This window comes from Pleurocapsa sp. FMAR1, assembly GCF_963665995.1.
Lineage (GTDB): Bacteria > Cyanobacteriota > Cyanobacteriia > Cyanobacteriales > Xenococcaceae > Waterburya.
The window spans coordinates 950,698-969,830 of record NZ_OY762512.1; the positions used below are offsets into that span (position 1 = coordinate 950,698).

The 19,133-nt window shown below is 38.1% G+C and carries 21 protein-coding genes and 1 pseudogene; 11 read left to right on the forward strand and 11 right to left on the reverse strand.

What is annotated here, in order from left to right; all coding sequences use genetic code 11:
- Positions 1-141 precede the first annotated feature (141 nt).
- From cpcA to SLP02_RS04700, 5 genes are all read right to left on the reverse strand, one after another.
- Positions 142-630: a phycocyanin subunit alpha gene (gene cpcA / locus SLP02_RS04680; protein WP_319419489.1), complete on the reverse strand. Its 489-nt coding sequence runs from the start codon at positions 628-630 to the stop codon at positions 142-144.
- A gap of 85 nt (positions 631-715) precedes the next feature.
- Positions 716-1,234 carry a phycocyanin subunit beta gene (locus SLP02_RS04685; protein ID WP_319419490.1) on the reverse strand — a complete coding sequence of 173 codons (519 nt, stop codon included), beginning with the start codon at positions 1,232-1,234 and terminating at the stop codon, positions 716-718.
- A 596-nt stretch (positions 1,235-1,830) separates the two neighbouring features.
- Positions 1,831-2,577 carry a phycoerythrobilin:ferredoxin oxidoreductase gene (locus tag SLP02_RS04690; RefSeq protein ID WP_319419491.1) on the reverse strand — a complete coding sequence of 249 codons (747 nt, stop codon included), beginning with the start codon at positions 2,575-2,577 and terminating at the stop codon, positions 1,831-1,833.
- 79 nt (positions 2,578-2,656) lie between these two features.
- Positions 2,657-3,391 carry a 15,16-dihydrobiliverdin:ferredoxin oxidoreductase gene (locus SLP02_RS04695; RefSeq protein ID WP_319419492.1) on the reverse strand — a complete coding sequence of 245 codons (735 nt, stop codon included), beginning with the start codon at positions 3,389-3,391 and terminating at the stop codon, positions 2,657-2,659.
- Between the two features lie 152 nt (positions 3,392-3,543).
- Entirely contained in the window at positions 3,544-3,975 is a 432-nt protein-coding gene (locus tag SLP02_RS04700; protein WP_319419493.1) for a DUF29 domain-containing protein, read from the reverse strand.
- A 281-nt stretch (positions 3,976-4,256) separates the two neighbouring features.
- Here SLP02_RS04700 and SLP02_RS04705 point away from each other — a divergent pair, with 281 nt between their 5' ends.
- Positions 4,257-5,066: a class I SAM-dependent methyltransferase gene (locus SLP02_RS04705; protein ID WP_319419494.1), complete on the forward strand. Its 810-nt coding sequence runs from the start codon at positions 4,257-4,259 to the stop codon at positions 5,064-5,066.
- A gap of 48 nt (positions 5,067-5,114) precedes the next feature.
- Here SLP02_RS04705 and SLP02_RS04710 read toward each other — a convergent pair whose 3' ends face one another.
- Both SLP02_RS04710 and SLP02_RS04715 read right to left on the reverse strand, forming a co-directional pair.
- Entirely contained in the window at positions 5,115-5,987 is an 873-nt protein-coding gene (locus tag SLP02_RS04710) for an S-methyl-5'-thioadenosine phosphorylase (protein ID WP_319419495.1), read from the reverse strand.
- Positions 5,988-6,177: 190 nt separating this feature from the next.
- Entirely contained in the window at positions 6,178-6,678 is a 501-nt protein-coding gene (locus SLP02_RS04715; protein ID WP_319419496.1) for a hypothetical protein, read from the reverse strand.
- A 106-nt stretch (positions 6,679-6,784) separates the two neighbouring features.
- Between SLP02_RS04715 and SLP02_RS04720 the strand changes: the two genes are divergently transcribed.
- Entirely contained in the window at positions 6,785-7,309 is a 525-nt protein-coding gene (locus tag SLP02_RS04720; RefSeq protein WP_319419497.1) for a phycobiliprotein lyase, read from the forward strand.
- Positions 7,310-7,346: 37 nt separating this feature from the next.
- Here SLP02_RS04720 and hisIE read toward each other — a convergent pair whose 3' ends face one another.
- Complete coding sequence (gene hisIE, locus SLP02_RS04725) at positions 7,347-7,994, reverse strand: bifunctional phosphoribosyl-AMP cyclohydrolase/phosphoribosyl-ATP diphosphatase HisIE (protein WP_319419498.1); 648 nt, start codon at positions 7,992-7,994, stop codon at positions 7,347-7,349.
- Between the two features lie 167 nt (positions 7,995-8,161).
- On the opposite strand from hisIE, the gene SLP02_RS04730 reads away from it, so the two are divergent.
- Both SLP02_RS04730 and SLP02_RS04735 read left to right on the forward strand, forming a co-directional pair.
- Positions 8,162-8,320, forward strand: coding sequence for a type II toxin-antitoxin system VapC family toxin (locus tag SLP02_RS04730; protein WP_319419499.1), 159 nt, complete (start codon positions 8,162-8,164; stop codon positions 8,318-8,320).
- 77 nt (positions 8,321-8,397) lie between these two features.
- Entirely contained in the window at positions 8,398-9,579 is a 1,182-nt protein-coding gene (locus SLP02_RS04735) for an MFS transporter (RefSeq protein WP_319419500.1), read from the forward strand.
- A 391-nt stretch (positions 9,580-9,970) separates the two neighbouring features.
- On the opposite strand, the gene SLP02_RS04740 is transcribed toward SLP02_RS04735, so the two are convergent.
- A complete protein-coding gene (locus tag SLP02_RS04740) occupies positions 9,971-11,068 on the reverse strand; it encodes a Get3/ArsA fold putative tail anchor-mediating ATPase NosAFP (RefSeq protein WP_319419501.1) in 1,098 nt (365 codons plus the stop codon).
- Positions 11,069-11,213: 145 nt separating this feature from the next.
- Positions 11,214-11,405, reverse strand: coding sequence for a cytochrome b6f subunit PetP (locus tag SLP02_RS04745; RefSeq protein ID WP_319419502.1), 192 nt, complete (start codon positions 11,403-11,405; stop codon positions 11,214-11,216).
- Between the two features lie 232 nt (positions 11,406-11,637).
- Here SLP02_RS04745 and SLP02_RS04750 point away from each other — a divergent pair, with 232 nt between their 5' ends.
- From SLP02_RS04750 to SLP02_RS04765, 4 genes are read left to right on the forward strand one after another with little or no spacing between them, the layout of a single operon-like run.
- Positions 11,638-12,444: an ABC transporter permease gene (locus SLP02_RS04750; RefSeq protein WP_319419503.1), complete on the forward strand. Its 807-nt coding sequence runs from the start codon at positions 11,638-11,640 to the stop codon at positions 12,442-12,444.
- Between the two features lie 15 nt (positions 12,445-12,459).
- Entirely contained in the window at positions 12,460-13,260 is an 801-nt protein-coding gene (locus tag SLP02_RS04755; RefSeq protein ID WP_413467330.1) for an ABC transporter ATP-binding protein, read from the forward strand.
- Between the two features lie 59 nt (positions 13,261-13,319).
- Positions 13,320-14,339, forward strand: coding sequence for an ABC transporter ATP-binding protein (locus SLP02_RS04760; RefSeq protein WP_319419505.1), 1,020 nt, complete (start codon positions 13,320-13,322; stop codon positions 14,337-14,339).
- On the forward strand, positions 14,336-15,721 hold the full coding sequence (locus SLP02_RS04765) for a cytochrome P450 (RefSeq protein ID WP_319419506.1): 1,386 nt from the start codon (positions 14,336-14,338) through the stop codon (positions 15,719-15,721). The genes SLP02_RS04760 and SLP02_RS04765 overlap by 4 nt, the downstream gene beginning before the upstream one ends.
- 86 nt (positions 15,722-15,807) lie before the next feature.
- Here the strand turns inward: SLP02_RS04765 and SLP02_RS04770 are convergent, their stop codons facing one another.
- Positions 15,808-17,349, reverse strand: a complete 1,542-nt coding sequence (locus SLP02_RS04770; RefSeq protein WP_319419507.1) for a pentapeptide repeat-containing protein — start codon at positions 17,347-17,349, stop codon at positions 15,808-15,810.
- Positions 17,350-17,444: 95 nt separating this feature from the next.
- On the opposite strand from SLP02_RS04770, the pseudogene SLP02_RS04775 reads away from it, so the two are divergent.
- From SLP02_RS04775 to SLP02_RS04785, 3 genes and pseudogenes are all read left to right on the forward strand, one after another.
- A pseudogene (locus SLP02_RS04775) lies at positions 17,445-17,600 on the forward strand (hypothetical protein); the annotation flags it as partial.
- Between the two features lie 239 nt (positions 17,601-17,839).
- Positions 17,840-18,736, forward strand: coding sequence for an ABC transporter permease (locus SLP02_RS04780; RefSeq protein WP_319419509.1), 897 nt, complete (start codon positions 17,840-17,842; stop codon positions 18,734-18,736).
- Positions 18,737-18,767: 31 nt separating this feature from the next.
- Entirely contained in the window at positions 18,768-19,133 is a 366-nt protein-coding gene (locus SLP02_RS04785; RefSeq protein ID WP_319419510.1) for a hypothetical protein, read from the forward strand.

The window sequence follows — 19,133 nt, forward strand, 5'->3', positions numbered from 1 at the left end:
TAAACAAATACTAGCTATGGTGCTGGCATTCGCATACTCTTCTGAGTAATGCTTTGTTAATCAAGTATCTTGATTTTATATATTACCTATCTTTCTTAGATAGATTGTACGACCCGTAACTAAAAACAACCAGGAGTTATTCTAGCTAAGTGCGTTGATTGCATAGTCTAAGTAGCTGTTGGCTTCAGTAGCTGGATCGCCACTTAAACCGTGATTGCTCTTGATATATTTTAGAGCTTCGATATACCAGCTAGGAGATAGTTCGTAAGCGCGGTTAATTTCATCCAAACCAGCTACCAAATACTCATCCATAGGACCTGTGCCACCAGAAACCAAACAGTAAGTTACCATTCTTAAGTAGTAGCCAATGTCACGAGAACATTTGGCTTTACCAGTAGGAGTAGAAGCGTAGTTAGGTCCTTGAGTGCTAGTAGTGTAAGGAAATTTAGAATACACTGCGTTAGCTGCACCGTCGATTAAACTTTGAGAATTGCTAGTTAAAGCTTTAGCAGCTTCTAGTGAAGCACTAGCTTGGTTAAAACGACCAAAAGCAGTCTGAATTTCAGTGCTGCTCAAGAAACGACCCTGGGAATCAGCAGAGGATACTGCTTCAGTTAGAGGAGTTTTCATGATTGTGATGATTCTCTATAATTTTACTAATTTTTTCTAAACAACCAAAGCTTTGGTTGGGGTTGTTTAAATTGCTCTGCTGAAATTAACCTACTGAGGAAGCAGCGCGATCGAAGTAGCCAGCAATTTCAGAAGTAATTGCGCTACAGTCACCAGGAGTGATGCCGTTAGTGTCTTTAACGATCGCCAAAGCAGCTTCCTTCATTTTTTGAACGCCAACAGCTACAGAAGCACCAGGAGTACCAAGAGCTAGATAAGTTTCACGTAATCCATTAAGACAACGATCTTCTAGAACACTTGCGTCACCAGTGAAGATAGCGTAAGTGATGTAGCGTAAGATAATTTCCATATCGCGCAAGCAAGCTGCGTTGCGACGACTTGTATAAGCATTTCCACCAGGTGCAATTAATTGAGGCTGCTCGGCAAACAAAGCACGAGCTGCATTAGTAACAATAGCGGAAGCACTTCCAGTAATGCGGTTTACAGAGTCCATGCGTTTGTTGCTGGCAGAAACCATGGCGCTGAGAGCGTCTAATTGGCTAGTGGATAGGAATTCACCACGAGCATCAGCTTGAGACACGACTCTAGTAAATGCGTCGAACATTATAATTAATCTCCTACTCGATTTAAATTTGGTTTAGTTGAACTTCAAAAAGAAATTTTAACTTAAAACTACTTTCAGCTACTGACCGAAATCAGCTAGAAAAAAGTTTTTTTATCGCTGAAGGTGCTAAGTTACTATTCTCTACGTGCTTAGTAAAAGTTTCTTAAGCCACTAAATAAAACTTTACACTCTTAATAAAAAATTCTAAGAGAGATAGCTTGACAACGATTGCTCTTTAAGCTCTCGTTCATAAAGCATTTACCCCTCAGGTAACTTTTATACAACGATGACGAACCTTTATTTGTTACATCTTGTTAATTTTCCCTAATTCGGCTACTTATGCTCAATAAAAATTTATACTTATTAAGTTTTGTTCAGCCTTTTACCTTAATTACTGATTTTAGTAATTCAGCATTGAATTTTAAATCTAAAAAAAATGACTTTTTCTTTGATTGTGGTCAGCGTTGCAATATTAAGGACTTTTTGAAAACAACTTTTCTTATACCTTATTATCTTATTTTTCTGTAACTTAAAGCAATTTTCTGTAACTTTTATCAACAATTGCCCAATTGACAACCAAAACTAACTCATAGTCTTTAGCTGGCCAATGACAGTTGGCGATCAAGATCAAAAAGAAAGCCATGAATATATTCTTCTGTCCACTCAGAGCCATATAGACGAGTCAGCATTCCTCTAGCGGGGTCTTTTTCGGCTCGATAGTCAGCATAGCTTTTTTGAGCTTTTAAAATTGCTGCTAGCTTTTGTGGATCGCTTACCTCTTCGGCTTGTTCAACAAAGTTAAGATAAGCATCAAGATAATCACAAAAAGCTTGAAATACTTTAGTTTTGACTACTTCTGTCTCTGTCGGACGAGTCCACAAAAAGGCGGGAGAAAAGTATTGCTGTGCTTCGGCGGGAAAGTCTCCACCCCAAGGTAAATCTTTTTGATAACCCTGGAACATCGGCATGATCGGTTCAGTATATTTAGCCTGATAAGATTTATCTTGACTAAATAAAGGCTGCATATCGATCGCAATTAAATGTCCTCCAGGCAAAGTAACTAAATCTGCACCAAAAAACGGCAAATCATAGTTAAGCTTCGGAAAGATAACAAAATTAAGTACCTGTAAAGAGTTTCCTCCCTGAACATGAGCGGCTCTGATCTGTCTGAGTTTATCAGATTGAAAACCATAGCTGGTCGTTAAGACTGGTTCTTGTTTTTTCCCTTTACCCATCACGCCTTCCTTACTTTCAAAGGCAGAAGGTATAGGATAGGTTTCTAAGTTCAATTTTGCTTGTAAAGTGGCGATCGCCTGCTCGATAAAAGGCTGATATAAAGTCATATTTTTGAAGCTGTTAGCTGTTAGCCATTAGCTTTTAGCTTATTGTTAACTGTATTAAATGTTGATATTTATGAAGCAATCATTTTCTAGGAGATGATATTGCTAAAGGAGAGGCATCTTCAAACAAAAACTCATATAAGAATTTCTCTGACCATTCTGCACCAAAGTAACTGCTAAATAAGCCATGAGCAGGATCGCGCTCGGCACTGTACTGATCGTAGTGCTTTTGAGCTTCGACGATGCGCTGAATGTCTTCTGGGTTAGTCAGAGGTTCAGCATTAGCTAGCATCTGCCAATATAAGTCGAGATATTCTTGAAAAGCAGGAAAGAGTCGATTGACTACGGTTTCTGAGTCGAGTTTAGCAAATAGTAAGTATTTAGAAAAATATTGATTAGCATCATAGAACTTCATTTCTAAATCCTGTGCTAATTCATTGTATTTATCTCGGATCTCGCACATCGGTTCGATGTATTTGTCAATGTAGGCGCGATCGCGAAATAATGGTTGAAAGTCCATTACTACCAATATTTTTTTCTTGCCAAAAGAAAGAAAATCGACTCCCAACAAAGGAATATCATAATGATGAGCAGGGTAAACAACGCTATTGAATACCTGAGCAGTTTCGCCTGCATCTATATAGGAATAGCGGATCTTCCTTAATTGTTCAGATTGATAACACCAACTTTGAATGGTGGCGGGGTTTTTGCCTCTTTCACTGACGTTAGATTCCAATCCTGCGGGAATAGGACGACTACGTAAATCGAAGCGTTTAAAAAGTTCTTCTTCTAAATATTCTTTAAAGGGCGCGAACATATAATTATTGCTATATACAGTATGCCTCGTTACCAGAATAAAAAAGCTTTTGGATGTAAGTCTCTTTTTCTGAGAACAATGCAACAAAGCTTAATGAATATACGAGTTAATCATTTTGTATTTCATATTGAGGCTAACTACACTAGCACTATTCAATCATTTAAAATATCTTCTAGGCCGTATTTTCTATCCAGAGGAAAGCGGTCGTCTTTGATGCTACTTTTAGTTTTTTTGATTGCAGCTTTACGTGATTTATCGTATAAAAAATCTAGGCGTTTCTGAAGATGATTAAGTAAATTAGTTGTTAATTTGTTATTTAACTGTAGACGAAATCCTGTAATTTCTGATTCCCAATGATCTCGCGTCCATTCAGCCTGTTCGTGCCAATAATCGACTAGTAAAAGATGAAACATAATTAGGTATGCAAACTGTTCTACCGATGATTTTTCACCCCTTACCAACGCTTCTAACTCTCCAATTAAGTTATTCACATCCAAATTATCAAAATCTCTTTGGCGCAGTATTTCCGCTTGTTCTAGCAACCATGAATCATATTCTTGCTCAATATCACTTTTTTGTAACATTTTGAGGATATTTATTTTTGAGAAATTTAATAGATATAAATATTTTAATAGCAACCTTGTTTAGATTAGCTTTAGTTCTTTTTGTATCCAAAATCATCAGTTATCAGTGCAAAACTATTTCTGATTGTTATAGGATCGCTAATCGCTTTATTGATAATTTTTAATTCTGTAAAAGCTATCTTAATTGACACTACAACTATAACTATCCATGATAGAAGTTCAAGGTCGAATCAACAACTTAGGTTTGATTGCTTGTTAAATTGTAGAAAGATAATAGCTTCATGAAACAGCCTATAAATATTTCAGGGCTACAAGGAGTATCTGAAACCCTTTTGCTGACGCTTTACATGAGAAATTTGGAGACTAAGCGCAAAAACGGCATCATCAAAGATAAAAAATCTGTCGAGATTGTAGATCGAATCAACTATAATTTTTCGCGTCATGATTCGGATTTTAGTCAAGCTCTGATTGCCATTCGTACCGAAGCTATAGACAAGCTGGTTTATAATTTTATCAATCAATATCCTAATTCTACAGTTGTTAATTTGGGAGCAGGTTTATGTACCAGATTTTTTCGTCTAGATAACGGCTTAGTCCGTTGGATTGATATAGATTTACCCAAAGTCAAGCCAGTTTGGGATAGTTTGATTGGTGCATCAGAGCGATCGCAATATCTTGCCTACTCAATTTTAGACTTTGATTGGCTGGGGAAGATAAAAAAAATATCATCAGACAAGATACTGTTTATTGCCGAAGGAGTGATGATGTTTTTTTCAGAATCAGAAGTTAAGCAATTAATTCTTAATATCAAAGATAATTTTGCTGAATCAGAAATTATTTTTGACTCATTAGGCATATTTCTGGCTCACAATAGCAATCTTAATTCTGGCAAATTGGGCATCAAAGCAGCTTATAAATGGGGAATTAAGGATCTAAAGGAAATAGAAACCTGGAATCATCGAATCAAGTTGGTTAATCAATATTATTATTTAGATCGACACAAACATCGCCTAGGATGGATTGGATTACTGAGCTACCTTCCCATGTTGAGAAGGCAAGTTAAAATAGGTCATTTTCGATTTATTTGCTAGAACATTAATCTAAACAAGGAGATCGTAGAATCGACAATTTTTAAGAGCCTAAAAGTACTTTTTGGTAAGCAAAGCCAATTTTTCTTTAGTTGCAGCAGGTATCTTATCAGGAGGAGTCAAGATGGCATATTTTAAAGCTGAATGAGCCATTGATTCTGGCGGTTTGGCGTTTAACCTTTTGACTGTTTCTTTAATTACTAATTGAGCATTGATAGCATTTTTCTGTAGATTATCAATAATCATTTCCACCGTAACGCTGTCATGATCGTCATGCCAACAGTCGTAATCTGTAACTAAAGCAAGAGTGGCATAGGCAATTTCCGCTTCTCTGGCTAACTTAGCTTCAGTCAAATTGGTCATGCCAATCACAGTTGCCCCCCAACTACGATAAAGATAAGACTCGGCTTTAGTAGAAAATGCGGGACCTTCCATACAAACATAAGTGCCACCACGATGCAGATTTAACTCAGATAAATCTAAAGACTCCACAGCATTAGCCAAGACACTAGCCAGGTTGGGGCAAACAGGATCGCCAAAAGCAATGTGAGCTACCAAACCTTCGCCAAAAAAAGTAGATTCGCGATTCTTGGTGCGATCGATAAACTGATCGGGTATTACCATATCTAAGGGTCTAGCTTCTTCTTTTAAAGAGCCAACGGCAGAAGCAGAAATGATATATTCCACTCCCAGTTGTTTCATGGCATGAATATTGGCACAAAAAGGTAGCTCAGAGGGGAGCAAATGATGACCACGCCCATGCCGAGCTAAGAAAGCTACTGTTGCGCCTTCAATTTCTCCAACTATTAAGACATCAGAGGGATCGCCAAAAGGAGTAGATAATTTTATCTCCTGAACATCTTTCAGAGCGTCCATTTTATACAAACCACTACCGCCAATGATACCAATCTTTGCTTCTACCATAAAAATTAAGCCTGCCGTATTATATTTAGTTGAACTTGATTATTTTAGCGATTTAAGCAAATACCTACTGATATCTCTAACCGCACTAATTGTTGATTTAAAGCGATTGCATTTTAAATCGGTGGGCAAATTCTAGAAATTTAGATAGTACTATTCAATAAAATAATTTTGCCCACTCTACAAAACTGTCCTAATTGTCAACTTCCGTTGCTAATACTAAGGGCATTATTTCTGTAGCAGGAGAAAAGGTAATATTGTTAGTAATGCGATCGCGAATCAATTGAGCAATCATCTGGTTGAGACGATACATTTCTGGACAAGGATTATAGCGATACTTAACGTCGATAATGCGCTGTTTTTTACGTGTGATTATAGAAGAATTTTTCTTCTTCTCCTCTACTTGTTTACTACGGTTACGCAGAAAAATATCGGGTTTCTCACTACTGTTTTTTACATCGGGTAAAGTTTCTAGTACGGGATTTTGCCAATAGCCCTTATAATTTTCACTTTTAGGATTCTTGTACAGCTTGAAACTGTCTATACTCGGAATATACAGGGCATAAAATTCCCCTTCTTTGACCACATGAAAACATCCCCAGTCTTTTTCTTGTCGATTGAGTAAAATATCAAGAGTCAGCCCTAAGGACGGGAGATTATCAAGGTTAGTAGGATAATTGTGATGGCTGTTCATAAACTTCAAAAAGGTTGTAGTATTGCCAATCAAACCAAGATATGGTCAATTGATTAAAGGCATAGTTTTATAAATTTTTTACAGGTATTAGCAAAACACCGTAATCATGGAGCTAAAGAAATTTCTAGATTTAAGTGAGGGAAGATGGTTTAGTCAGCGTACTAATTATCTCTTAGGCGGGGACAAAGCAGACAATAGTAAAGCAGATATTACTATTGAAACCATTTCTGCTGATGATTCACGAGCCGTTGAGCTATGCCAGAAGCATCATTTAGACCCTAATCTCATTATTGGTGGTACGGTGCAAAGCTGGGATAATTCTGTAGACTGGGGTAAAGACAAGCAGGTAGGCTCGGCAACTATAGTTTTAGTTAGTAACCCTGATAGCGATCGCACTGGCAAAATAATTCGCCCCCAGGATGCTAAAGTATGCGGTCATTATGCTTTAGGCGTAGACGAAGCTTTAACCTTAACTATTGAGAATGATCGAATGTACGCCGAAGAGCGTCAATGGTTTGCCAGCGATAACTTTAAAATGCGTACCACAGTTGTCAAATACCACGATGGCAGAAAACAAACCTCTTTCTATTCAGAAATTCGCAAAGCAGCACCAAAAGACAATGAACAGTAGGGGCGAACAACTGTTCTCCCCTACATTAGTAATTAAATCATCTTCTAGACTGTAGTTGACGATAGACATCACGAATATCAACGTTATGATAAGCCAGGGCAACTAGGGTATGATAGAGCAAATCTGCTACTTCAGAAGCGATCGCTTTTGAGTCATCATCTTTACAAGCCATGACTACTTCGGCTGATTCTTCGCCAATTTTCTTGAGAATCTTATTGTCTCCTCCTGCAAGCAAACTACAGGTATAAGAAGTCTCGCTGGGATAAGCTTGGCGATCGCGAATGACTCGGTATACTTCAGTTAGAGTATCGGCTGGAGGAGCTTTTTTATTTTTGCTTTCGTCTACCTGATGAAAACAGCTTCGCTCTCCAGTGTGACAAGCAATATCGCCTATCTGCTCAATAGTAACCAACAGAGCATCACTATCACAGTCGTAGCGTAAAGATTGTACTTTTTGAATATGCCCCGAAGTTGCCCCTTTGTGCCACAATTGTTGACGCGATCGACTCCAATACCAAGCTTCTCCTGTCTCGATGGTTTTTTGTAGTGAATCTTTATTCATCCACGCCATCATCAAAACTGTACCGTCAAGATAATCTTGAGCGATCGCAGGTACTAATCCCTGTTCGTTATAGCAAATTTCATTTAAAGGAATATTGTAATTTTTGATTGTGCTTGAGGACATTATTTATGTGCAAAATTTATATTGTGCAGTTAGAAAAGTATAGAGTATTGGAAAGAACCATACACAAACTATAGATCTTTCCTCAGTCCTTTTTTAATCCTGTTACAATGTTCGTCAAACATACCAGATCATGAATACATCAATACATTACCTATATTAAACATCAGTTGGTTACTGCTGGTACACCAATAGCCGTTGAAGACTTTTATATTGGCGCGATCGCACTACATCATGATTTTACCGTAATCACAAGTAACACCAAGCATTTTGAGAAAATTCAGGAATTAGAAGTTATAAATTGGAAAGTAGGCAATAGACAGAAGTAATTATTTAAAGATTGTCATGCAAAAAAGCACAAATTCTAAATGGATTCTATAAGGACAGCCTTTATTCTAAAATCACCTTGAATCAATCTGTTGCTTCAAATCTAACTAAACTATACATTCTGAGAGGACTAGCTTTTGCTTGGTTTCCTATCCCAACTATTGTTTTATTTTACGAGAGTCACGGACTGGATTTACAACAGGTAGTTTTACTCAAAACCATTTTATCTCTATCAGTTTTGGTGCTAGAAGTGCCATCGGGATACTTAGCTGATGTTTGGGGCAGAAAAGCCTGTCTGGTAGTGGGTAGTGGAGTTTGGGTTGGTAGCTGGTTAATTTATTGTGTTGGCAGTTCTTTTACAGAATTTGCGATCGCCGAAATATTAGCAGGAGTAGCAGGAAGTCTAATTTCGGGGGCGGACACTGCCCTAAGTTTTGATAGCTTATTACAATTAGGCAGAGAAAAATATTATCAAATTTGGGAAGGAAGACTAGTTGCGATCGCTGGCATTAGTGAGGCGGTATGTGGCATTATCGGTGCTGCGATCGCTTCTGTTAATTTAGTCTATCCTTTTTATCTTCAAACTGTTTGTTTAGTTATCTATTTCTGTTTAGCATTAACTTTAGTTGAGCCTGAGTGTCATCAACCCATTGCTAAAAACCAAAAGTTAGGACAGCTTAAAAGCATTATGGTTGATGTATTTAAACGTCCTCGTCTGCGGTGGCTGATTTTGTTGAGCGGTACTTTTTCTAGTGCTAGCTTTTTAATTGTTTGGTTATCTCAAGACTATTTAAAACTATTAAATATTCCAATTCAGGCTTTCGGTTGGGCGTGGGCAATATTTCATCTGGGTATGAGTTTGGCTTCGGTTAATACTCATCACTTTGAACGTATTTTGGGCATCAAAAAAGCTACTTTGAGTTTGGTTTTATTACTAGCTGTTGCTTATGTTGGTTTGGGCAGCATTAAGCAAGTCTGGGGAATAGCTTTTATTATGATTATCTATTTAGTTAGAGGTTTTTCTTCCCCGCTAATTCTCAACGCTATTAACCAGCAAATTTCCTCTTCTGTGCGTGCTACTATTCTTTCAATCAATAGCTTAGTATTTCGCATTGGTTTTGCTGTCGTTGCGCCTATAGTTGGCGCGATCGCATCTCGCTACGATTTATTTACAGGCTTGATTACCGCTGGTTGCTTGTTTTTAATTTCAGGCTTATTTTGTTGGTGGCAATTGGTTCAAAATAAAGCATTTTATCGTTGATAACCAAGAGTAACTAAAAAGTCTTCTACTTTTTTGATAACTTGCTTAAGATCTAACACTGTACTTGTAGTATGACACTGCTGACTCATGGTAAAGGTTGTAGTCAGAAGTATCTATGTTTGCGATCGCATTTTCAGAGCGATCTGAATCTAAAATCGATCCTTAAAAAATATTTTTAAGGATCGATTTTGTTGGTGGCAATTAGTCACAGATTACTCTGTTGTTATACGGCAGAGTAATCTGTGACCATTGGTCAAAAAGTAATTCACATTAAACGTTACGCAGAATAACGAAAAATCAATACTTTCATCAAGCGCGTAGAAGCAGAAAAATAAAATCTACTACCTACTACCTACTTTTCACAGATTAATTAGTGCTTAACATCAGCTATTTAACCAACAGACACCTCAAGATAGCCATTTATAAATTTCGCCCCTGTTACAGAATTACCACGCCAGGCAGGAGGAAGAGTAATATTACGTCGCTGATCTCCAGCCTCAATCGTAATCTCTGGACCATATTGGGTCAGCTTGACATCTTTTTTCTCAAATCCTGGCAAGAATACCTTAATTTTGCGTTCTGCCATGACAACTTCTGTAGGCTTGGGTACGTCAAGCTTCTCATCCATGGCAGGTAATTTGTCAATTATTGCCTGCCAGTTGTCACCATCAAATTTAGGTACAGAAGCAACGCTTAAGGGAGCAAAATCAGCAGATACATCGTCAGCAATAGTTCCCTGGTTAACTATTAATCCTCCTACACCTAAACCAATTTGTTGTGAACTACCCCAAAGATATTTTGCCGTCGCTACTGCTGCGGGGTCGGGAGTGGTAACCAAATAAGCCATTACTTTTCCCTGATTTAAAGCTGCCGTACCGTTTTCTAACATTTGGCTGGCAGGATTATCGGTACTGCTAGTAATGTCGTTGGCTGACCAGGTTGTATTGAGGATGGCACCGGTAACGGGTTGAACAAAAGGAGAGAGGGTTTTGACAATATCTGATTCAGAAAATACGCCTCGAAAACGGCGAACATACCAGCTTAAAATTTCTGGCAGCCCAAACATTCTCAGAGTGTCTATGCCCCCTGTACCGTCGTAAACAATTACGTCATATTTATTACCTTGATAATATTCGCGGATAGCATTAAGAGCCAAGGCTCGATCCATACCAGGCAAAATGCCCAACTCCTGACCATATACCTGTTTAAGAATTGGCGATCGCAAATATTGGGATTCCAGTTGCTTAACCTGCTCCCAGCTATTTTCTAGCAATACAGCCGAATTTAATTGCATTGCAGCAAAGTTAAGGCTAATCTCTTGAGGTTCAGTGGCAGGAGTTGTACCTAGTGCCATTCCCCAAGCAGGACTAGAATCTTGTCCGATTAAAAGAACTTTTTTTCCTTCTGTAGCTAGCTTTTTAGCAGTTGCGATCGCGCTAATAGTGCGACCCGTACCGCCTTTACCTAAAAAGGTGACGATCAAGGACATACGTTAAAAATTTTAGTCTGTTATCTATTTATCTTATTATGACTGACCAACGGTCACAGCAGCGCGAAAAGCCGTTGCGGGGGTTCCCCCCGTTGAGGCTATTGAGTAAGCAGGCTTCGTCCGTTTAGGGCGAAGTAATCTGTGACTATACGGGCTTAATTTCATCCTCAAAAAACCAGGTCGATGAGCGATCGTCAAACTGAACAACTACGCCAACACCACTGCCATCAGTCATTCTATATTCTTTAATAGTACCGACTTTGCCGAGTGTTCCAGCAACGTTTCTGTTTACTCTGTCTCTAATTCTATAAACTTTTACTTTTTGCCCGATTTCCATTGCTGTTTATTTATTCTGAATTTGTAATGAGCCATTTCACAGTTTAAAGCAAAACCAGCCCTCTTTGAAGTTGTACAGCCTCAGTTATTTGTTATAGCAAAGCGATTTCTAAGCAAAAAATAAAATTGATTATCATATTTTTAGCCACTTTTCATTACAATATTGACCAACGGTCACAAATTACGGCAGAGTAAAATCTGTGACCATACGTAATATTTGTAAAAACTACTGTATGTTTACATCCATTCTCAAAAATAAGGGTAGTCAAAACCTATCCTGGTATCGTGAACTGTTAATGGTTTTAATTAAACGTAATCTCAAAAGGAGATATCGTGGCTCTTTTTTGGGTATTTATTGGTCTTTGTTGAATCCTATAGCAATGACAGGTTTGTATGCAGCAATTTTTGGAGCAGCCTTTGCCCAGTATTACGATAATTCTGCCTTAAATTATATCTTGGCAGCTTTTACAGGTTTAGTAGTAATTAATTTTTTCTGTGCATCTACGGCACAGGCTTTACCTAGCGTGGTAGAGAATGGCGGAATGGTCAATAAAATACGTTTGCCTTTATTTGTTTTTCCTTTATCTACTATCGGAGCCAATGTTTTTCAACTGTTGATGGGAGCTTTTCCCCTATTGGCTGTCGTTACTTTTATTCTTTCTCAAAGTTTGATCAACGTTATTGCTTTAACCCTACCAATTACAGGTTTAATTTTGGTTTGTACGGGAATTGGTATGTTGATGAGCGCACTATACGTATTCTTTCGCGATCTATCCTATTTTTATGAGCTATTAACTTTTTTACTGTGGATTAGCTCGCCTATTTTTTATCCCAAGGATATTGTCCCCGAAAATGTAGCCAAATTCTTAGTTTTAAATCCGATTTATCCCATTATTGAGAGTATTCGTCAGATTTCATTATCAGGAGATCTTCCTGACTTAGTGTTAATTTCTCACAGTTTAATTAGCGGTCTAATAGTCTTGACTATTGGCGTGGTGGGATTTTCAATTTGGCGTTCTCAATTTATGGATCTACTATAAAAAATAAACTATATGATGCAAGAATCGATTAGATTAGACGGAGTTTCTTTGTGGCGCAGGACTCAAGAGGAGTTTTCTTACGATCTTAAACGAACTATTCTTTCTTTTTTAGAAGGCAAATATCGTCATCCTGCCAAAAAAATAGTCTTAGATAATATTGACCTAACCATTGCCCGCGGGGAAAAAATTGGTATTATTGGCGCGAATGGTTCTGGTAAATCTACTATTCTCAAGGTAATTTCTGGTATTCTGAACCCTACTACTGGTAAAGTCAGGGTTAAAGGCAAAATTGCGCCTTTAATTGAGCTTGGTGCAGGATTTGACCCCGATTTAGCGGTAATAGATAATATTATTCTCTATGGAGTAATGTTGGGCTACACTCAAGACCAGATGCGAGGCAGGTCTAAGGCGATTTTAGCGTTTGCTGAACTGGAAGATTATGCTATAGCCCCCGTCAAAAGTCTGTCTTCTGGGATGACAGCCCGTTTAGGATTTGCAGTTGCCACTGATGTTAAGCCAGACATATTAATCTTGGACGAAGTGCTTTCTGTAGGCGATGCTAGCTTCAAAGAGAAATCTAGTAAGAAAATGGAAGAGTTTTGGCAGGATCATGTCACCGTATTGTTAGTTTCTCACTCAATGGAAATGATTCGTCAAAACTGCCACAAAGCTATCTGGTTGGAGAAAGGGCGGATTAGAATGATTGGTAGTACCAATGATGTGGTAGATCAATATTTAGGTTGCGTTACTACTCCCCACACAGAGGTTTCTCATCCTATAGCAACTCAATTTAGCAAACACTTAAGATCTATCTAAGCCTGAACTTACTACAATATATTGTAGGTGAAAGTATTTTTTAACTAGATAATGATATTATGGCTGCTGCCGTTTCGATCAAAAACTTACGGAAAAGCTATGGTGATGTCCAGGCGGTAAAGGATATATCTTTTACTGTGCAACCAGGAGAAATATTTGGTTTACTTGGTCCTAATGGTGCAGGAAAAACCACTACCATCCGCTGTTTGTGTACCCTAGCCAAGCCCGATGGCGGAAAAATAGAGGTTGGGGGCATATCGGCGATCGCCTCACCTAAAGCAGCAAGACAAAGATTAGGTTATGTTGCTCAAGAAGTCGCTATTGACAAGGTTTTAACTGGTAGAGAATTGTTAAGGCTACAGGCAGCACTCTACCACTTACCTAAAAAACTGATTGGCGATCGCATTGACCAGCTTTTGACAGTCTTGGGCTTGAGCGAATATGCCGATAAGAAAACAGGCACTTATTCAGGAGGCATTCGTAAACGTCTCGACTTGGCAGCAGGACTTTTGCATCAGCCTGAAGTGTTGGTTTTAGATGAGCCGACAGTAGGCTTAGATATTGAAAGCCGTAGGGTAGTTTGGGAATTTTTACGAGAGTTGCGATCGGCAGGGACAACTGTTTTAATTACTAGTCATTACTTAGAAGAAATCGATGCTTTAGCCGATCGCCTGGCAATCATAGGCAAAGGAGTCGTGATTGCTGAAGGCACACCCTCAGAGTTAAAAAACAAGCTGGGAGGCGATCGCGTTACCTTAAGAATTAGAGAGTTTACTGCCCAAGAAGAAGCAGAAAAAGCAAAGCATATTTTAGAATCTTTGCCTTTCGTCGAAGAAATAATTATCAATACTACCCAGGGTAATTCTTTAAATTTAATTGTTAAATCTGGTCAGAGTTCTTTAAGTAAAATAGAACAATCCTTATCAGAAATAGATTTACCTACCTTTAGTCTGGCACAGTCTCGCCCTAGCCTTGACGATGTATACCTCGCTGCTACTGGTCAAACCATTATGGATGCCGAAGTGTCCGCATCCAGCACCAGGGATCTTAAAAAAGAGAAAAAACAGCAAATGAAATGACTACTGCAATTCCATCATCAGCCAAACCCAAACTTCCTCCTGGTTCAAAAGCTCCTGCGATCGTCGGTATGGTTCAAGCTTTACTCGATCAGTTTGGCACACTAGAAAGATATAACCAAAAATATGGAGAAATATTTTATGGTCCAAAATCTTCTTTAATGCCTCCTTATGTAATTTTTAGTAGTCCTCAAGCAATTGAAAAAGTTTTTACCGCCGATCCTAGTTTATTTGAAATTGGTCAACAGTCCACCGCACCAGTAAGGGTTTTGCTAGGAGATAAATCTTTAGTGTTGCTAGACGGCAGCGAACACAAACAACATCGTAAGTTACTGATGCCACCTTTTCACGGGGAGAGGATGAAAAGCTATGGTCAAACTATGGTTAGTGTGACTAAAGAAGTAATATCTCAATGGCAGGTTGGTCAAACTATTTGTATTCGAGACTATACTCAAGAGATTTCTCTGCAAATTATTTTAAGAACTATTTTTGGTTTAGAAGAAGGACAAAGATACGATCGCCTCAAAGCAATTTTGGTAGATTGGTTAGATACCTTTAACTCGCCACTGCGTTCTTTTTTCTTATTTTTTCCCGCCTTACAAAAAGACTTGGGTAGATTAACTCCCTGGGGTAAGTTTCTCCAACAACAAGGTCAAATTAAACAGATTTTACAAGAAGAATGCGATCTCCGTCGTCAAAATCCCGATACTATGGGCGAAGATATCCTCAGCTTATTGTTAACAGCTAGATATGAAGATGGTCAACCAATGAGTGATGAATCGATCAAAGATGAATTGATGACCATGTTGTTCGCAGGACATGAAACTACTGCAAGTTCTTTGGCTTGGTCATTCTATTGGCTACATCGTTTGCCCCAAGTCGGTCAAAAGTGCCGACAAGAATTAAATTCTCTGGCTAAAAATGCCGAATTTACCAATATTGCTAAACTTCCCTATCTTAGTGCGGTAGTATCAGAAACCCTCAGATTAAATCCCGTGGTGGTATTTGTTGGTCGTCAATTAAAGCAACCCTTTGAATTGATGGGATATCAGCTTGAGGCGGGAACATCTTTGTTTCCTTCTATTTATTTGACTCATCAACGAGAAGATCTTTATCCCGAACCCAAAAAATTTAAACCAGAAAGATTTATTGAAAGACAGTTTTCTGCCTATGAATATTTGCCTTTCGGCGGGGGAAATCGTCGTTGCTTGGGCTATGCTTTTGCCTTATTTGAAATGAAACTAGTTTTAGCGACTATTATGTCCCAGATAAAATTGGAATTGCTCGATAATCGCCCCTTAAAATTTGGTCGTCGCGGTTTTACTTTTACCCCTGAAGGCGGAGTTAAGATGAAGGTAATAAGTATAAGTAATGGGCAATCGTGACAAGTTAGGCTGATTAATTTTAAATTAAATAAGCTCTGAGGGCGATCGCTCTATTTTGATGATGAGTTTGGATAGTGCGATCGCATTTAGCCACATTGCCATAAAAAAGTAACTTGCTTTTTATGCTCAGGGCATTGTAAAAAATATCCAGTGCCAACATCACCCCAAAGATAAGGAATATTATCGTCAGAGGCAAATTCAAAAATCAATCGATCCATAGAATGATCGCAGATGGGACAATTAGGATACTCAGGATCTTGAACCCATCGAGGATATCCTGATAACTTATCTCTTTCAAGGGGCAACATACTTGCTTCATCCATAATATGGTGAACTATTTCGCTTCTTTGAGAACGCAAACTATATTCCTTTTGAAAATCGCTAAGATGGCTGAAATCTTCCAATTCTTCTTGGTTGCCACCAGACAAAAAAGTTTTAAACTGTTCATCGTTTAAAGTAACTCCTGTTGATTCCGCATCTATCCAATCAGGATAATCGGTTGTCTCTTTCCAATTGACAATAATTCTGGCGGGAAATTTTCCGTTACTTTTTTTAACTAAAGAATCATCACTCCAATTATCTTGAAAGTGAGGTAATTCATATTCTGCTGTTTCGCCTTGAGGTTCGATTATTCTTACTAAATGAGATTCCGAAAATGGTTGCCAATCATCACAATCAACGCAATAAAAAAACTGTAAAAGTCCTTTGCCAAATTCACCTTTGATATTATTAGGAACTTGTTCTAAATTTAACTGAAAAAAGAAGCGCATCCAATTATTACAGCAACCACAGCAAGGAAATGATTCATCTGCGTTTAACCAAGGTTTTCCTGCGAATTTTGAGGTTGTTAAATCTCCATCCTGTTTAACCGTAATAGGAAACCAAGCTTTTCTTTGTAGAGGATTTATCTTGGAATTAATCAGTTCTAGGGCAGGATTGCCATGTAAGCTACCATCAGGCATAATTGTCCAATTTAATAGAGCGTTTTTAAGACTACCCCGATCTATTTTTGCGCCAGTGAGATTAGTTTGACTTAGATTAACGCGACCAAATTTTACTCCAGTCAGATTCGCATTGCTTAAATTTGCATTCCGTAAATCTGCTTCGCTGAGATTAGCATTAGTTAAATCTGTACCCTGTAAGTTAGCATCATTTAAGTATGTTCTTCTTAAGTCTGCCTGGGTAAGATTAGCTCTTTCTAAATTAGCTCTTTTTAGAGATACGGGAAACAGAAATTCTGGTAATTGCTGAGACATTTGAGCATACATTTGCTCCTTTGCTTGAGTTGCAGTCTCTGTAGGTAAATTTTTCCAAATTCCAGTCCAACTATTCTCAATACTTGTCATTATCTGAGCATAATCTTTACTTTCCCCTACACAAAAATTAGTTTGGCTCATATCTGCATCACTCAGATTTACACCTTCCAAATTTGATCCAGGAAGATTAGCCTTACTTAAATTTGCATTACTCAAATTGCAGCCAACTAAACTGACCTGACTTAAGCTGGCATCACTCAAATTAATATTAGATAAGTCTTGATTAGCTAATTCTCCTAGGCGAATCTTAATCTGACTAAAGTTCCTTTCCCCTGCAAGATAGCGATTTAAAATTTCTTCTAAAGTAATCATAGTAAATAAATAATATTAATATAGTGTCAGTATGTCTTGATCGCAACAAAAAACGTCTCAATAGACAGTTTGGCGATCATGTAGTCAGAAATCAAACTCGTAGCTTAAAGCGATCGCTTGCCCTGAGAGAATTTGCTCTCGGTATTGAAGCTTTAGAGCGTTTTGTTGGTAATGCAGCTTTGAGGCAGACTCATGAGTGTATATTTGGCGTTTTAGCATTAAAAAGCGAACCAGTCGAGCCGAGATTGTGATTATTATTTTCAAAAAAAATTCTGGATGACATTCAAACCACTACTTTGTGTCGTTTTCCGCCCATGTGTTTTAATCGAGATTGGTTTTGTTATCGCAGAGCAAGTTAACATTATTCATGGGGGTTTCATGCTTAAAACTTTTTTTTCAATACTTTTTAAACTTTTGTCTACTTAGATAAATTTCAGATAAAACGGAAAAATTAAACTTTTTAGTTTATATCAAACACCAATAAATAATCATGAGTCAGTCAATATCTAGTCAAAATATCAAGTCTGCTTTAGCACCAAATCCAGGTATTAGTGGACAAAGCAATCAGCAAAATAGTTCTTTAGCTGATTTTATTCAGGAAACATTAGCTCTTACCAAACGTCTATTTATTCAACTGCAACGTCGTCCTTCGACATTGGTTGCGGGAATTATTCAGCCGTTTATGTGGTTAGTCCTTTTTGGCGCACTGTTTAGCAAAGCTCCTTCTGGATTATTTGGTAGTGACATAAGTTACGCCAAATTTCTCGCACCAGGAGTAATTGTCTTTACTGCCTTTTCTGGAGCATTAAACGCGGGATTACCAATCATGTTCGATCGCGAGTTTGGTTTTCTCAACCGTTTATTGGTTGCGCCCTTGTCCTCCCGCTATTCTATTGTGGCAGCTTCTACCGTTTATATTATTGCCTTGAGCTTTATTCAAACAGCAGTAATTATCTTTGCTAGTGCCATTCTAGGTGCAGGATTGCCAGGAATTGCAGGATTAAGCGCGATCGCCTTAATCGTCTTTCTGATTGTTCTAGGGGTAACAGCTTTGAGCTTGGGTTTAGCTTTTGCTTTACCTGGTCATATTGAACTTTTAGCAGTGATATTTGTAACTAACTTACCGTTGTTGTTTGCTAGTACTGCCCTTGCACCCTTAAGCTTTATGGCTGGGTGGCTACAGGTAATTGCTAGTCTTAATCCCTTGACCTATGCCATTGAGCCTATTCGTTATATTTATGGTCATGGAGAATGGGCAATCAACAGCGTCGTCATGAATACACCCTGGATAGGATTTAGTTTTGGTAGTGTTATTTTGGTATTGTTAGTTTTTGACGCGCTAATTCTTTTATCAATTCAACCTTTGTTACGTCGTCGTTTTGCTTAGAAAAAGATTTTATTTATATAAAGGTGTGATTATGTTTAAACAAAACAAACTAAGTATAGGTCTATGTTTGGGAATTTCCTTGGCTTTAGTAGCTGGATTAAATTCATCTGCCACTGCCCAAACTCAATCTGATTACAATGGCTATCAATCTAACGAGAAAGATGCAACCTATGGCGATGCACCTGGGGGTTTAAACCCTTTAGATTTGATGCACCGCGCTCAACAACTAAATAGACGTAGCTCAGCAGAATTTAACGCCGAATCTCAAGTACAAATTCAGAATTCTGTGTCTAATTATAAGCAGCTTCAGCAGCAAAGAATATTAGAACAACAGAAGTCAAATGCAACACCTACGGATACGGAAGCCCAAGCAGAATCAAGCACAGATGCACAATAA